The following is a 15,478-nucleotide window of genomic DNA, read 5'->3' as shown; positions in this document are numbered from 1 at the left end:
CAGTGTCGAGTTTGCGGATGGGCCAGTATCCAATCGGCACTGACACAAGTCGCTGGGCGATCCGATCGACACCACCAGCCCGCAGGGGCGCTTCGCCCTCCAGGTCCTGGGAGCCGCGGCCGAGCTGGAACGGGCCCTGATCCGCGAGCGCTCCATCGCCGGGCTCAGAGCCGCGGTGGCCAAGGGCAAGGAACCCGGCAATCCCGGCCTGCGCCGACGCGACCCAGCGGCGCTGGAAAAGGCACGGCAGGGCCGCGAGACCGCCCGCGACGAGCTGGTCATTGCCCAGGCCCAAGAGTTCCTGCCGACCGTCGAGGCGCTGCGCCCGACGGCACCATGGGATCAGGTCGTGCGGGCGCTGAAAGGGCAGGGGCGGACCCGACCGTGGGACCGAAAGCCATGGACGCCCAACAGCCTGATCCGCGCCGTGCGCCGGTTGGCCGCGGTGGGGCTGGTTCGTCAGGACGTTCTCGATCCGGCGCCCAAGCGTGTCGACAGCAACGACCTCGTGTTGATGGTGGCGGGGCTGGTGAGGGCCGAACCTAGCATCACGCTGGACGGCATCGCCCGCCGTCTGCAAGGCATGGGGCAGCGCACGCCGCGTGGCGGTCTGCGCTGGAGCCGGTCGTCGGTAAAGAACCTGCTGGACCGCGCCAAGGAGCAGGGACTGGTACGAGACCTGGGCGCTGCGTAGTGGTTGGTCCGCCGCCTTACGCAGTGGGCTGGTGGGAAGACCATCATTATGGCTTGGCCCGACCCTCATGGCCTCCAACAAACCCGGCGCGGTTTGACCTTGGGCGTGAAAACCATTCTCCAGCTTGTGGGTGATTGAAAGCTCCCGCAGCCGCTTACCTGCATTCATACGGCTGACGTTGTATCTATCCGCGACGTTCAATGAAGGCTTTCGCCAAAGCTTGTTTCAGATCCTCTGGACGAAAAGGTTTGTGCAGTAGCGTATACCCGCCCCGCTTCGCTTGTCGCAGCCGCTGTGGATCGGTATCGCCAGTGACCAGCACAGCCGGCACACGCTGTCCAACCGCTAGACGGATGGTGGAAATAGCTTCCAACCCAGTCTTTCGCTCGGCGAGGCGAAAGTCACTCACCACGATATCAGGAAAAATGCCTTCCATTTTCACACGGCTGACTGCCTCGGTGGCCGATTTGGCAGCGATGACTTGGCAGCCCAAACTTTCCAGGAACATGGAAAGCGCACCACGCTGCCAATCTTCATCCTCGATCACGACAATAGTGCATCCGGCAAAATCAATCTGCGCCTGCACTTCCTTGGTTTCAGCGGGTTCAGTTTCAGCCTGTGCCAGTGGCACCTCGACGAAAAACATCGCCCCCTTTCCAAGCGTGGACTTTACACCAATGTGATGGCCCAGCAACTCCGCGGTCTTGCGCACGATGGCGAGGCCAAGACCAAGACCCTTGCGGCTGTTCCGCTCCGGATTGCCGATCTGGTAGAACTCCTCGAAAATGAGATCGATTTGGTCCGGCGGGATGCCAGGCCCGGTGTCCCAGACTTCCACCCGCAGTACGACACCGGACAGTCGGCAACCGACCAGCACTCGCCCTCGCTCCGTGTGAGCTATGGCGTTGCTGATCAGGTTGCGTAGAATGCGCTCGAGCAACAGCGGATCGCTGCGTACCGATCGGCGACACTCGGTGACGTCCAGGTTGATCCCCTTCCGCTCCGCCAAAGCCGACATCTCACGGACCAACCGTTTGACCACATTGCACATCCGGAATTCCGATATGGTCGGCTCGACGGTTCCGGCCTCCAGCGTGGCGATGTCGAGCAGACCATGGAGAAGGCCTTGGCCGGAATGCAGCGCCTCTTGCACGCGCTCCAGCAGCGCCAAGTTGTCCGCCTGTTCATGCAAGCGCTGGGCGAGCACACCGGTAAGCAATTCCATAGCTTGGAAAGGCTGGCGAAGATCGTGGCTGGCCGCAGCGAGAAACCGCGTCTTGGCGCTGTTGGCCCGCTGCGCCTCGGCCCGTGCGGCTTCGGCTTGAGCCAGAGCGCGGCGTCGTTCCAACTCGTGCATGACCAAATGGGCGAAATCGGCGAGGTCACCCTGCCGATCTGGGCCGAAATCCCAATGCGTTTGTTGATCGATCACTGTGAAGGTTCCGAGCAGATGCCGGTCTTCCGCAACGAGTGGAGCACCAGCATAGAAACGGATATGAGGTGGGCCTGTCACAAGATCATTGTTGGCGAAGCGTTTGTCGGCCATTGCGTCGGGCACCACCATCACCCCCTCTTCCAAAATGGTGTAGGCACAGAAAGCCAAGCGGCGCTCCGTACATGATATCTCCAACCCATAATGGGATTTGAACCACTGGCGAGTTTCGTCCACCAAACTGACCAGAGCAATGGGCATGCCGAAATAGCGGGCAGCAAGAGTGGTGATCCGGTCAAACACCTCCTCAGCTGGCGTGTCGAGAACGTCGTATCTCTTCAACGCATCGAGCCGCGCAGACTCGTTGTCCGGCCGAGGTGGAGTGCTTGGGGCCAAATTTTTGTCCTCCCTAGCTGTGTAACACTGGCCTAGCTGTGTAACACTGGAGGGCGTAGCATTTCTCACTACACTGGGGGCAGTGTACTTTTGCTCTTCCTGATCTGCTCTCTGTTTCCTGGTCAGTTGGCTAAACTTGGTACGCCCGTCAGGAGGCCACATCCAATGATGGAGAAACGGTTAAGCCGCCCCAGGTTCGGCGCAGCCCCAATTTCCTGGTAAGGCGGTTATGCCAATGACCGGAGGAAACCATGGGTTTAGGTCAGACCGAAAAAGCCACGGAGCTGAAGCCGGTGCCTGTGTGAACTTTAAGCAGCTTTGGTTACAGCCTCCCGCGTTCCCAAAACGTCCGAAAAGGCCCCTGATACTGCCGAGCTTAAGCACTGACACACGGGAGCCATGGGTAGCTGGTGAGGGAGCGTAGGCGTTGGGGCGTAACGGTGAGAGCGTTCCATGCGTCACAGCAGGCCTGGACGACGGCGTCGTAGTCGTCCAGAAGCTGGTGGGACAGAAAGCGCTCGCGCAGGTACAGCCAGACGCGCTCGACCGGGTTCAGTTCAGGGCTGTAGGGCGGCAGGGGCGCCAGTGCGATGTTGTGTGGCACAACCAGCGCCCATGCTCCATGCCAGCCGGCCTGATCGAGCACGAGCACCGCCTGGACGTCCGGTTCCAGGCTCCGGGAGAAGCCGTCCAGGAACAGGCTCATGGCGGTCGTGGAGACGGTCGGCATCACCAGCGCGAAGTCGGCGCCGCTGGCCGGACAGACGGCGGCGTAGAGGTAAGCCGAGGTGAAGCGCTTGTCGCACAGCCCGGCCGGACGCTGCCCGCGCTCCCACCAGCGATGCGCGAGAGGCTGGCCGGATGCAGCGTCTTGGCGAAGCGTTCGGCGATCACCTCGCACAGGATCGGCAGGGTCCACTCCACGCAGCCGTGCCGCTTGGGATCGGGGCCCGCGAGGATGATCGCCTTGAGCGTCGTCTGCTGCGGGTGCTTCCTGACGGCCGCTGGTTCGATGCGGAGTTGCACACCTGGAGGGACGCCCGCGGCAAGGAAGCGGTTTGGCCGGACATGGTCGATGCCTGCCGGATGCGGAAGACCAAGGTGATCCTGGCGGCCTGCCACCGGGATCATGACCCGCCCAACGTGAAGCCGAAGAACCTCGCGGCGTAGTGCCAGCGATGCCACATCCTCAATGACCGGGAGCATCACCGCCGGCAGTTCCGGCTCACGATCCTGCAGCGGCGGGCAATGGGAGATCTGTTTGAGGGGACTTATCGGGGCTGGTGATCCATCCGAGACCCGAGGGGCTGGGGTAAGGGGGTGGCGCGTATGATGTCGCCGGTCCCCCCAATGCTCCCCATGCGGTCGGGTCGCACTGTCCTAGATTATTCCGCCCCAGGCGCCGCTTTCTACAGGATCAACGACCTGGATGTTGTTCTCCACGCCCTTGACACCGGGCACCTCCTCAGCGGCAACACGGATGGCGTCACGCTGTGATTCTGTGCTGACGAAGCCCCAGAGGTGGACGATGCCGTTGCGCACCACGATGGCGTCGTGGGCGCGCGGATCCCAGGCCAGTTCCTTGGCAGCGGAAAACACGCGCTCATACAGCTCACGGTCGTCCGCGGCAGTCGGCGGCGGCTCCGACGCGACGCTGACGAGCGCGCGCAGCAGGTTGGCACGGCTGATGATGCCGATAAGCCGGCCGTTGCGCACCACCGGGACCCGCTTGATCCGACGTGTCTCCAGAACCCGCACGATTTCGTCGGGTAAGGCGCTTTCGTCCACGGTGATGACGTTCGGGGTCATCACGTCCCGAACCTTGCCGGCGTGGGATTTGATGAAGTCCTCCGGCGGCTCGGTGCCGCCGCTCAACAGGCGAAGCCACCAGGAGCGGTGACGTGCGGTGCCTATTTCGGCACGGTGCAGCAGGTCGCCTTCGCTGATCAGGCCCAGAACATGGCCCGCAGCATCCACCACCGGCATGCCGCTGATGCGATTGTCCAGCATCATCCTGGCCGCTTCCGCAATGGTCGCGTCCGGGCCGATGGTGATGACCTTGGGGGTCATCAGATCGACAGCCTTCATGGGCTTCCTCCCTGTACTCGCAGTTTCAACGATGCTCAAGACCGTGTCTTGGTCCTCACACCGGAATGATCCGGTACGTCAGGTACATTTTGAGCATCGGCTCGGCGTCAACGCCGTGGAGTTCCCACCGGAGATTGTAGGGTTGGTCAGTATCGGGCTGTTCCCAGTGCATGTCCTGGGGTTGTGGCACCGGTCTGGAGGGCACATACAGAGCCAGTGTCGGAATGGCCACCTGATCGGGACGCCCGCCTGGTGGCGACGAAGGCATGGTAGTGTCCACGTCACACTCGGCTTGGCTGCGCCCATCCACGGACACCCGCAGCGTGTAGCGTTCCCGCCGCTCCGGTCGAAGATCATGGACATAGCCGTCAACCAAGACGATGGACGGTGTCCATGCCACGATACCGTAGTGACCGGCGCAGACACCCGGACCGCCGTGAGCCGCCATGCTCTCGCCTTCACCGGTGTCCGCGCGTCCCAGTACGACATGCGGGATGGAGTCGGCCTTCATGATTGCCCTCCAAGCATTTGTCACATTCATCGGTACGAGGGATGAATGCTCAAAGCATATTTTCATATGAGTGTGCTCTGCACGGGCAAAACCGGCAAGAATGCGAAGGTGGGGAAAACATCGCTTTCGATTGGAGGTGTAGCGCCTCGGGTTAGGATTGCTCCTCGAATGAAGCGGGGCTGCGCCGGCGCGGCAGCCTGACCTTTCGGTGTTGGTGCATCGAGGCCCGTGTTTGCCGGTCCTGGGTCATGATGTAGAAGGGCGCCTCTGCGTGTTGCCCTGGATTGGTCCCTCCCGGCATGCCGAACAAGCACAACGACGCCCGTCGGCATCACATCCCGAAGATGCGCTTCAAGGTGACGAATTGGGCAACCGGTCGCGGGCAAAGGCGTGTTTGCACACGGTCTGCCGGATCAGCCGCTCGGCAAGTGCCGCGCTCTGCCGGTAGGCCACCATCCACCCCACTACGGCGCGGCTGAAGATGTCGAGGATGACGTACAGACACAGCCAAGTGCCCTTGATCGGCCCCTTCAGCTTGGTGATGTCCCGCCTCCACACCTGGTTGGGGCCAGTGGCCAGCAGTTCGGGCTTGGCATAGGCCGGAAGCTGGCGATACATGGTGCGCACCGATCATAGGTATCGCTCCTCGTCGAGCAGCGTGGCGTAGACCTGGGTCGGAGCGGCATCGACGAAGGATTCGCCATGCAGCAGGTCAAGAACCTGGTGGCGTTCCGGCGTGCTCAACGTGCGCGGCGGTGAGGGGCCCGTGGTAGCGGACACGGCGGCCCGACGCCTCGCTGGCGGTCGCGGTGCCGATAGGAGCTGGCGCGCGGCACGCCGAGCGCCCGGCAAGCGGTGGCAACGTCCACCGCCGGGGCCGCCTGCTCAATGGCCGCCATCACCGGCTCTCGCCGCGGTCGGTCGAGCCGGTTGACCGTCTGCTCCGTCGAGGACCGGACGGAGTCAAAGCAATGGCCGGCTGGGCGAATATGGGCTCCCCGGCGCCGTTCAAGGGTGTGATCGATACCGATGACAATCGGGCCGTCCGGGACGAAGGCGCCGACCAGGGCGTTCAGCAGGGTGCGTGCGAGCTTCAGCCCTGACCAGCGGTTGCGGTTGAGCACGCGGTGAAAGGCGGCGAAGCCGGGATCGTCCGCCAAGCCGAGTGTGCGCAACAGGTTGGCGACGGTGCGGGGACCAACCGCCAGCACCGCACCGACCGCGAGCGCGGCCACCGTAGATCGAGTGCGCCCCGAGAAGGCGACCAGATAGGGGCACAGCCAAGCGACGAAAGTCGGAGGAAGGGGGACAGCGAGGTGTGCCATGGGGCACCTGTGGTGTCGTCGGACGTTGACCAGCCAACAACCTTTCGCCGGCGGTATTGCGACGCCCAAGCATGACAGGACGAGCGTCCCAAAATGCGCAAAGTCGAAGCGCACTTTCGTGTAGTGACCCCCATAGCCAGCAAACTGCCACGCGCGGCTCCCGCTCGCCAACCTGACAACACTCCTCGGCAGCCCTTCTTGCATCCAGCGCATCCGATATCGCTGGCGCCGGCCGCGATAGAGCGGCAATCAAATTATAACTTTGGGTCGAGTAAGTCGTTCAGCACAGTCTCCAGATCAATGGCACGAAAGGGTTTCTGCAGGACCGGAGCGTTCGGGTAACGACCGTCCAAGCCGGAACGGCCGTAGCCGGTGACAAAGGCGAATGGCACACGCCGTTCAACCAGAAGCTCGGCCACCGGGAAGACCAACTCGTCCGCTACGTTGACGTCCAACAAGGCCACATCGAACAGCTCGCGACCCGCAAGTTCCAAGGCTTGCTGTACGCGCGCCGCTGGTCCAACCACGACGCACCCGAGTGCCTCGAGGATGTCTTCGATGGTCATGGCAATGAAGACTTCGTCCTCCACCACCAACACCCGGCACCCGCGCAGAGCGGTCATTCTTGCGGACCCTCCATCATCGCGCCGCTTGCCCCTACAATGGGAAGGTGATGGCACAACGCAAACCGTCCGGCTCAAAATCAAGCTGAGCGGTCCCGCCGAGCTCGTGGGCCAAGCCGCGCTCGATCAGCCGGCAGCCAAAGCCCCGGCCGGGCGGCGTCATCACCGCGGGCCCATGGCGCTCCTTCCAAACCAAATGGACGTCAGAAGCGCCGTTGCGGTCACCAACGGTCCAGCCAATCTCCACGCGGCCAGCGGGCGCTGACAGCGCGCCATGCTTGGCCGCGTTGCTCGCCAGTTCGTGGACCGCCATGCTGAGCGCCAAGGCCGCTCGCGTCCGCACGCGGAGGTTCTCGCCAATCAGCGTGACGCGGTCCGGGTCGTGCGCCAGGAACGCCGTCGTCAGCACGTCCTGCAGCGATGCCCCCTGCCAGCTTTCCAGATTGAGCAGGTCGTGGGCGCGGGACAGTGCCATCAGGCGGCCGGTGAAGGTCGGTTCGAACGCGTCCGGCGTCGGTGTCGAGCGCAACGTTTGGGCCGCGATCGATTGCACGGTGGCGAGAGTGTTCTTGACCCGGTGGTTCAGCTCGTCGATCAGCAGTTTGCGGCGCTGCTCGGCTGCCTGGAGGTCGGTGACGTCCAGGGTGAAGCAACGCGTTTTGATGAGCTTGCCGTCACGGAACTGCGCGTTGGAACTGATGAGAACGTGGCGAATGTCGCCGTCCTTGGCCTTGAGACGGGCCGGATATTTGTCCAGCCGCTCGCCGTTGCGCAGGCGCCCCAGAATGTCGCCGATGGTGCCGGCGTCGGCATGGAAGTCCGCGATGTGTCGGCCGATGTATTCGTCGTGCCTGTAGCCCAGGAGGTCGAGCTCCGCTCGGTTCGCCCGAAGGATGGTGCCGTCGGAAGCGACCCAGTGCAGCGCCACAACTCCGTTCTCGAAGAAGTCCTCAAGGTCTTCCCGCTGGCGACGCAATTCGGCCTCATCAGACTTCCTGTCACTGATGTCGACCAGCATGTTCACGGCGCCAATGATTGTGCCAGTGGAGTCGTGCAACGGCGTCGGATAGGGGAGGAAAGACACGCGAGTGCCGTCCGGTCGTTCCGCGATGGCCTCCTCGTTGCGAACGGGCCGCCCCTCCTTCAGCGCCACAGCCATAGGGCATTGATCATGGGGCAACGGCGCGCCCTCGGGCGTGTACAGGCGCCAGGTAACACACCACTGATCGCTGCCCAGGGTCGGACGGCGGCCAGACAGCGCAACCGCCGCCTCGTTGTAGAAAGTGATGTGTCCCGCAGCATCCGTGGTGTAAACGGCGGCCGGAAGGGAATTAAGGATGTCGCGCAGGCTTGGTTCGCTCGTCGTAAGGGCCGCTTGATCGCGTTTGCGCTCCGTGATGTCCCGTGTCACCGCGAGCTGGGCCGAGCTGCCGTCGGGCAGGCGCAACGGGACGGCATGGGTCTCCATGTGGCGCCGAGCGCCCTGGAGGCCGACAATGTCGAACTCCCAGCTGAGCCGTTCGCCGGCACACACCTGGGCGTGGCACGCGCGCCAGTGGTCGCGGTGTTCGGGGGCAATCAGGTCGACGGTGCACGCGCCGAGCACCCGCTCCGGCGCGTCGGCTTCGATCATCCGCAGGCCGGCGGGGTTCATGTGCAGCAAGGTGCCGTCCGGAGCGACAATCTTGACGCATTCCGGCGTGGTCTCGACGATGGCCCGGAACAGCGCCTCACCCTGGCGGGCCTGCAGTTCGGCCTGTTTGAGCGCGGTGATGTCTTGAAAAGTGACGATCGCCCGTGCGCCGCTGGCTGGCTCAGGAACGGGCTCGACGCTGAGCAGCACCCACCGTCGGGTGCCATCAAGGCGTTCCAGCTGCAATTCGACGTCGTGTTTCGGAACACCGCTGCGCAGGGCCTCGGCAACGGGCGTCTCGTTCGATTGCAGGGGTTGGCCATCGGGAGTGTAGAGCCGCCAGGCTCCTAATCTCCGGTCGCCAGGGACTGTCAACGCCGCCGTGCCGTTCAAAAGCTCGGCGGCCCGCCGATTGTGTTGCAGCACCATACCGTCAGCATCCACCAGGCACGCAGGTACGGGAACATGCTCAAATCGCTGGAATTCAACTTTCGTAAGAACATCGCCATCAACCACAACCGATTCCTTCTCAAAATGGTTCATACTGCGTCCTCATTATGGGTCGGCGGCTAAGCAATGTGATCATCACACTTAACATAGCGATTCGGTCACGCAATCACACAATAGCGCATACCTTGTGCGATGAGCGTTAAGGCCCCGTCGCACACATGAGCGCACGAGTAAGTGCCCGCACCACGCATGTAGGGACTTTCCGGTTTCGCCCTTGAACGCTGCTGTCGTCAGTCACCACTTTCGCCGGTTGGCTTGGCGATGTCGGAGGAAGATGTTTGTACCGATCACGGTGGTCTTGGATTAACTTGCTTAATTTCAATAACATGGTTGACCCTGCCCAGGTTCAACTGGGCACCTTGAAAAACCGTAGCGCTGTTGGTGCACCTGTGACTCCTTTGGCCTATAGGAGCGTTGTCACGAGACCGATGGCGGCCCGCGGGTCGCGGCATTTTCCAACTAGGATGTTGCCGATCTTGTATGCCCGCCATCAGTTCCCTCCCGCCGTCATTCTGCTCGCGATTTGGCTTTAGAGTGCGGATCAAAACCGGGTAGGGCTGAGGTAAATCAACGGCTTCAGCCCACTTTCCACGGGTTTTGATAGGAGCTCTTATCTCCGGTTCACGTTGAGCTGCCGGGATGTTGAGGAGCTTCTGGCGGAGCGTGGCATCGATGAGTCCTAGGAGACGGTGCGACGCTGGGATCTGAAATTCGGGTCAGCCATTGCTCTCTGCGCCCACCGTCAATCTATGCTACGGACCTCATGGGTGCGGCGCAATCGCACCGTTCGCGATCCATGGCTGAAGAAGGCGAACCTCACTCCTCGCGGGCCAAACACAAAACACGTGACTGGAAGTTCACTCAAGGAAATCCGCAAGAGGCCCACAGACCGTCCGTCGCAGTGAACAACTCTGGGGTTCCCGGAGGCCGGTTTCGTTGAACGGCATCACCAACAGCGATAGGGTGCCAACCATGGTTCAATGTGCTTTGGAGAATTTTGGTGGAGAGTGAGTTGCCGACCGGCGTTAGCGGGGAGCCGTTGTCCGGCGAGCGGCGATTCGAACTGCTCGTCAATAGCGTCCACGATTACGCCATCTACATGCTCGATCCTCAAGGGATCGTAACCAGCTGGAATCCAGGTGCGCAACGATTCAAAGGCTATGCGGCCGCAGAGATCATCGGCAGGCATTTCTCCCACTTCTACACCGACGACGATCAGCGTGCCGGAGTGCCGGAGCGGGCGCTCTCCATCGCCTTGAACGAAGGGAAGTTCGAGGCGGAAGGTTGGCGGGTTCGCAAGGACGGCGCGCGCTTTTGGGCGCACGTTCTCATCGATCCCATCCGTGACGACACTGGAAAGCTGATTGGATTTGCCAAGGTCACCCGCGACATCACGGAGCGCAAGCGGGCGCAAGAGGTCTTGGAAGAGACCCGTGCGGCACTTTTCCAGTCCCAGAAGATGGAGGCTGTGGGCCAACTGACCGGCGGCATTGCGCACGATTTCAACAATCACCTCCAGATCATCGGTGCGAACCTGCAGTTGCTGCGTGCCCGCGCCCTGGGCGACGAGGAGCTGTCGCTGGTCGACAACGCGTTGGCCGCTGTGGACCGGGCGGCGACGCTGGCCTCGCGCTTGCTTGCCTTCGCGCGCCGCCAGCCGCTCAATCCGACGGTTGTCAATGTCGGCCGCGTCGTGCAGACCATGACCGACCTGCTGCGGCGCACGCTGGGCGAGTCCATCGAGATCGAGACGATCGTTGCCGGCGGTTTGTGGGACACCAGCGCCGATGTGAGCCAGTTGGAGAACGCCATCCTGAACCTGGCGGTGAACGCGCGCGACGCCATGCAGGGGCGTGGCAAGCTGACCATCGAGGCGGGCAACGCCGAACTGGACGACGCCTATGCCGCCCGCCACGACGAGGTCTCGGCGGGCCAGTACGTGCTGGTGGCGGTCAGCGACACCGGCGGCGGCATAGCGCCCGACGTCTTGGAGCGGGTGTTCGAACCGTTCTTCACCACGAAGCCCGTGGACAAGGGGACGGGCTTGGGCCTCAGCATGATCCACGGCTTCGTCAAGCAGTCCGGCGGCCATGTGAAGATCTACAGCGAGGTGGGGCACGGCACGACCGTCAAGATCTACCTGCCACGCGTGCGGGCAGCGGAGCAGGAACCGCCGGGCGGAACAACCGATATCCGCGGCGGCTCCGAGCGGGTTCTGGTGGTGGAGGACGATCCCGATGTCCGTGCCGCCGCCGTCGCGCTGGTGCGCTCGCTGGGCTACCGCACCATGGAGGCGGCCAACGCCGAGGCGGCTCTGAACCTCCTGGACAATGGCGCCAGGGCGGATCTGCTCTTCACCGACGTGGTGATGCCCGGGACGATCAACGCACGTGACTTCGCGCGGCGGGTGCAGGAGGTCTGCCCGGCCCTAAGGGTCCTGTTCACCTCCGGCTACACCGCCAACGCCATTGTCCACCATGGACGGCTGGACGAGGGTGTGTCGCTGTTGAGCAAACCCTTCAGCCGCGAGGCCTTGGCGGCCAAGATGCGCCACGTGTTGGATGCGCCCGCTCCAGCGATGCCCGACGCTGCAACGCCGCCGCGCGAGCGCCTCTCGATCCTGGTGGTCGAGGACGACACGTTGGTCCGCCTGACCACGCTGGACATGCTGGCCGACCTCGGTCATGACGCGCTCGAGGCGGGCGATGCCGCAGAGGCTTTGGAGATGCTGGGCCGCGGGCCGGTCGATGTGCTGCTGACCGATGTGGGGTTGCCGGGCTTGTCGGGCAGCGACCTGGCCGACGAGGCGCGGCGGCGGCAGCCCGGCCTCGCCATCGTCATGGCAACGGGCTATTCCAGCTTTTTGCATCCCGGTGCGGTGACCCTGCCCAAACCGTACAGTCGCGAAGGCCTCGAACAGGCTCTTGCAGAGGCTGTCGGCCTCGTCCGGCAGACGAATTGACAGCGGTCCGATCCCCGGATCCGTAGCCGGTGGCGGGCACTCCGCCGGTGCGCCTCAGCCCTCCTGCCGTCCTTTGAGCCATGCGGCCGTTTTGGGAAATCGCGTCAGAGCCTCCCCAAGTTGCTGGGGCGTTGCCGGTTTGATGACAACGCCAAGACCATGTTCGGCGGCCTCTCGCTGCCACTCCGTTCCCGATTCGCCGGTGAGGAGGATGCCGGAAACGTCCACACCAACGCAGTCGCGAAGGCGGTGAATCGCCTGGATGCCCGTGCTCCCACCCTGAAGACGATAGTCGGCGACGATCACATCCGGCGCGCGTCCCGCCTCCTTCAGGCGCTCCACCACGTCATCGGCGTTCAAGCCGACCAGGGTCTCGTAGCCCCAGTCCCGGAAGATGGCCTGGAGACCGGACAGCACGATGGCGTCGTCGTCCACCAGCACCGCCAGCCGTCCGGCACCGTCGATCGCGCGGGCTTTGCAGGGAGTGGCCGGACGGGCGGGAGGCGCGTCGGCGAGCGGTACATCCACGGTGAACGTCGATCCGACCGCCGGTGTCGACGACACCGTGACGGGATGACCAAGGAGCTTGGACAGGCGCTGCACGATGGACAGCCCCAGGCCAAGCCCCTGGCCGCGGTCGCGCCCCGGGTTGCCCACCTGGTGGAACTCCTCGAAGATCAGCTCCATCTGGTTGGCCGCGATGCCGATCCCGCTGTCCTGCACCGCGATACGGGCCCACCCGTCCACCGCCTCGCACGACAGACGGACGAAACCATGGTCGGTGTAGCGGAGGGCGTTCTCCAGGAGGTTGCGCACCATGCGCGCCAGCATGTGGCGGTCGGTGCGCACCGCACCGTCGCACCGCATGTCCAGGTGCAGCGCCAGCCCCTTGCTTTCGGCGACCGGCGCGTGCAGCGCGCCGATTTGTTCAAGCAGCGGACGCAGCATTGTGCTTTCGAAGTTGGGGTGGATGGTTTCCGCGTCCAGGCGCGAAACATCGAGCAGGCTGTCCAGCAGCCCCTTGAGCGCGTCCAGCCCCCGCACCAGCATGCCCAGTGCGTGCTGACCGCGCTGGTCATGAACATGGGCGCGCAGGACTCCGGCGAAGAGAAACATGGATTGCATCGGTTGCCGAAGGTCGTGGCTGGCGGCAGCCAGGAACTTCGACTTGGACAGGTTCGCCCGTTCCGCCTCTATCTTGGCGCGCTGCAATTGGTCTTCCATGGCGTGGCGGTCGGTGACGTCGATTTCCAAGCCGGTCAGATGCAGCGGCGTGCCGTCATCGGCACGGACGACGCGGCACACGGCCTCGAGCCAGCGAACAGAACCGTCGGGGCGTACAACGCGGTATTCCAGACGCGTCTGCGGCAACCGGCCTGTCACAACCTTGGACCGTTCCGCCAGCACCCGTTCGCGATCATCCGGGTGCAGAGTGCCGATCCAGCTGGCCATCGTCGCCGGGTGCGCGGATGGATCGAGCCCCAGTACACGGTAGAGTTCCTTGGACCACACCGACTCGCCGGTCCTCAGGTCGACATCGTAGCTGCCGGCCTGCGCCGCTTCGAGCGCCAGCGCCAGACGCTCCTTGGCGGAGATCAACGCTTCATCCATCCGCCGCCGCTCGGAGATATCCTGGAACGTGCAGATCGCCATGACGATGCGGCCCGCGGCGTCACGGACCGGTGCGGCGCTCACCGCGAAGCTCGTGAACCGGCCGTCAGCGCGGAGGTGGAGCAACTCTTCCTGGTCGGTCGCCGTGCCTTGCTCAAGCGCACGGGCCAGCGGATGGTCCTCCGGACGGTAGGGCGTTCCGTCCGTGTGCCGGGCGTGCTGCGCCGCGTAGTCCGTGATCGTCTCGCCATGTCCCACCGTGTGGCCCATGAGCCGTTCGGCGGCCTCATTGTGCAGCAGCAGGCGCCCGGAAGGAGCGGACACCGCCAGAACCCCGGACGGAAGGTGCGTCAGAACGGCCTTGAGCAGCAACCGTTCCTCTTCCAAGTGTCGGGCCAGACGATCCCGTGCTCGCGCCGCGTCCTCACGTTCCGTAATGTCTTGAAGGTACAGAGCCATCCCCGTGCGGGACGGAAAGGCCCGCACCGCGTAGCATTGGCCGTTCCGGCTGTCGTGATGGCTGAATTCGCAGGCGTCTCGGTGTTCCATGACATGGGCGAGCCGCCGCCACGTGTCGGTGCCTGCCAGCGTGGGGAACGCTTCGAGCAGCGTGAGTCCATCAACGTCATGCCCTCGGGCGATGAGCGACTTCGCCCGTTCGTTGAGGAAGGTGAACCGCCAGCTGTGATCCACCTCAAGGATGGCGTCGTGGGTGCTTTCCAACACCTCGGCCATCCGCTGCCTCGTTGCCTCGGCCTGCCTTTGGAGCCGGACAAAGCGGCTGACACCCCAGACGCCAAGCAGACCGGAGAGGACAAGCACCGCCGCGAGGATCGCCAGCGACCGCAGCATGGCGTGTTCGACGGGCAGCATGGCCTGGGCCTTGGAGATTCCAACCCAGAGCATCAGCCCATGGGGGTCAGCTTCGACCGGCGAGTAGGCGATGATGCGGACGACGCCATCCAGCCCTTCCATCTCGACCGTTCCGCGCCGGTCATTCTCCTGCATGAAGCGGTATGGTGCGGGCAAGGGCTGGCCGGTCATGCCCTGCAGCTCGGGAGCCTGCGCCAGGATGATGCCGTTCCGATCCGCCAAGAGAACCGTGGCACCCGGCGAAAGCGGTTTGTCTGCGAGGTATTCCGAAAGCCACTGAACGTCGATCAGAGCGGTGACGACACCAGCCGGCCGGCCATCCGGGCCGGAGTACGGCAAGCCAAAGCTCAGGATTGGGCGGCCGATGCCCTGGGCGATGCGGTAGCCCCCGACGACGAAACCGCCGGTTTCGAGCGCGCGCCGGACGTTGTCGCGGTCCCCGATATGGGCACCGGCCGTGCGGCGGTCGGTGGTGCACCGGATGATTCCGTCCAAGCCGGTGATCTCGATGGTAAGGTAGGCTGGATAGCGTCGCTTAAGACGATCCATAACGGCTTGGCAGTTCTCGGTGCCGGTCGCCGCGACGCCTGTCTCCGCCATGGCCACAAGGACATGTTCGACATCCGCGACGATGCGGCGCTGTTCAGCCTGGATCAGGTCGAGCAGCCGTTCGGCCTCTCGCCGGACGTCCGCCGCTCGGTCGCGGCGCAGATCGATCTGCGCCGCAATCTCGAAGCCCAACAGTGGCAGCATGACCAAGGCTAGCAGCAGGAATAGACGCATGCGCATGATTGGCCTTGGGCACGTCGTGGGTGCGGCC

11 protein-coding genes and 1 pseudogene are annotated in these 15,478 nt (G+C 63.8%); 3 read left to right on the top strand and 9 right to left on the bottom strand.

Annotated features, from left to right (window positions below; genetic code table 11):
• The first annotated feature begins 52 nt into the window (after nt 1–52).
• Complete coding sequence (locus tag ACWPN7_RS26320; protein WP_459196405.1) at nt 53–694, top strand: recombinase family protein; 642 nt, start codon at nt 53–55, stop codon at nt 692–694.
• Between the two features lie 184 nt (nt 695–878).
• On the opposite strand, the gene ACWPN7_RS26315 is transcribed toward ACWPN7_RS26320, so the two are convergent.
• Entirely contained in the window at nt 879–2,468 is a 1,590-nt protein-coding gene (locus ACWPN7_RS26315; protein ID WP_492273506.1) for a hybrid sensor histidine kinase/response regulator, read from the bottom strand.
• A gap of 430 nt (nt 2,469–2,898) precedes the next feature.
• The gene (locus ACWPN7_RS26310; RefSeq protein ID WP_492273505.1) at nt 2,899–3,441 is read right to left on the bottom strand and encodes an IS630 family transposase; all 543 of its coding nucleotides are present in this window, start codon (nt 3,439–3,441) and stop codon (nt 2,899–2,901) included.
• Nucleotides 3,442–3,452: 11 nt separating this feature from the next.
• On the opposite strand from ACWPN7_RS26310, the gene ACWPN7_RS26305 reads away from it, so the two are divergent.
• Complete coding sequence (locus ACWPN7_RS26305; protein ID WP_492273504.1) at nt 3,453–3,692, top strand: hypothetical protein; 240 nt, start codon at nt 3,453–3,455, stop codon at nt 3,690–3,692.
• A gap of 210 nt (nt 3,693–3,902) precedes the next feature.
• On the opposite strand, the gene ACWPN7_RS26300 is transcribed toward ACWPN7_RS26305, so the two are convergent.
• The 6 genes and pseudogenes from ACWPN7_RS26300 to ACWPN7_RS26275 all read right to left on the bottom strand — a co-directional run bounded on the left by ACWPN7_RS26300 (nt 3,903) and on the right by ACWPN7_RS26275 (nt 9,245).
• Complete coding sequence (locus tag ACWPN7_RS26300) at nt 3,903–4,610, bottom strand: CBS domain-containing protein (RefSeq protein ID WP_459196403.1); 708 nt, start codon at nt 4,608–4,610, stop codon at nt 3,903–3,905.
• 55 nt (nt 4,611–4,665) lie between these two features.
• The gene (locus tag ACWPN7_RS26295; protein WP_459196402.1) at nt 4,666–5,121 is read right to left on the bottom strand and encodes a hypothetical protein; all 456 of its coding nucleotides are present in this window, start codon (nt 5,119–5,121) and stop codon (nt 4,666–4,668) included.
• Between the two features lie 369 nt (nt 5,122–5,490).
• Nucleotides 5,491–5,931: pseudogene (locus tag ACWPN7_RS26290) on the bottom strand (DDE-type integrase/transposase/recombinase); the annotation flags it as partial.
• The gene (locus ACWPN7_RS26285) at nt 5,862–6,446 is read right to left on the bottom strand and encodes a transposase (protein ID WP_459196401.1); all 585 of its coding nucleotides are present in this window, start codon (nt 6,444–6,446) and stop codon (nt 5,862–5,864) included. The pseudogene ACWPN7_RS26290 and the gene ACWPN7_RS26285, both read right to left, overlap by 70 nt.
• Nucleotides 6,447–6,700: 254 nt before the next feature.
• Nucleotides 6,701–7,069: a response regulator gene (locus tag ACWPN7_RS26280; RefSeq protein WP_456523247.1), complete on the bottom strand. Its 369-nt coding sequence runs from the start codon at nt 7,067–7,069 to the stop codon at nt 6,701–6,703.
• Nucleotides 7,070–7,103: 34 nt separating this feature from the next.
• On the bottom strand, nt 7,104–9,245 hold the full coding sequence (locus ACWPN7_RS26275; protein WP_459196400.1) for a PAS domain-containing sensor histidine kinase: 2,142 nt from the start codon (nt 9,243–9,245) through the stop codon (nt 7,104–7,106).
• A gap of 979 nt (nt 9,246–10,224) precedes the next feature.
• Here ACWPN7_RS26275 and ACWPN7_RS26270 point away from each other — a divergent pair.
• Nucleotides 10,225–12,174 carry a response regulator gene (locus ACWPN7_RS26270; protein ID WP_492273503.1) on the top strand — a complete coding sequence of 650 codons (1,950 nt, stop codon included), beginning with the start codon at nt 10,225–10,227 and terminating at the stop codon, nt 12,172–12,174.
• Between the two features lie 54 nt (nt 12,175–12,228).
• Here the strand turns inward: ACWPN7_RS26270 and ACWPN7_RS26265 are convergent, their stop codons facing one another.
• On the bottom strand, nt 12,229–15,441 hold the full coding sequence (locus ACWPN7_RS26265) for a PAS domain-containing protein (RefSeq protein ID WP_492273502.1): 3,213 nt from the start codon (nt 15,439–15,441) through the stop codon (nt 12,229–12,231).
• Nucleotides 15,442–15,478 lie beyond the last annotated feature (37 nt).

The sequence above is a fragment of the Azospirillum sp. UENF 312511 genome (genome assembly GCF_058780635.1).
The sequence above is the reverse complement of the archived record's forward strand: the minus strand, read 5'-3'. Positions and strand labels throughout refer to the sequence as shown.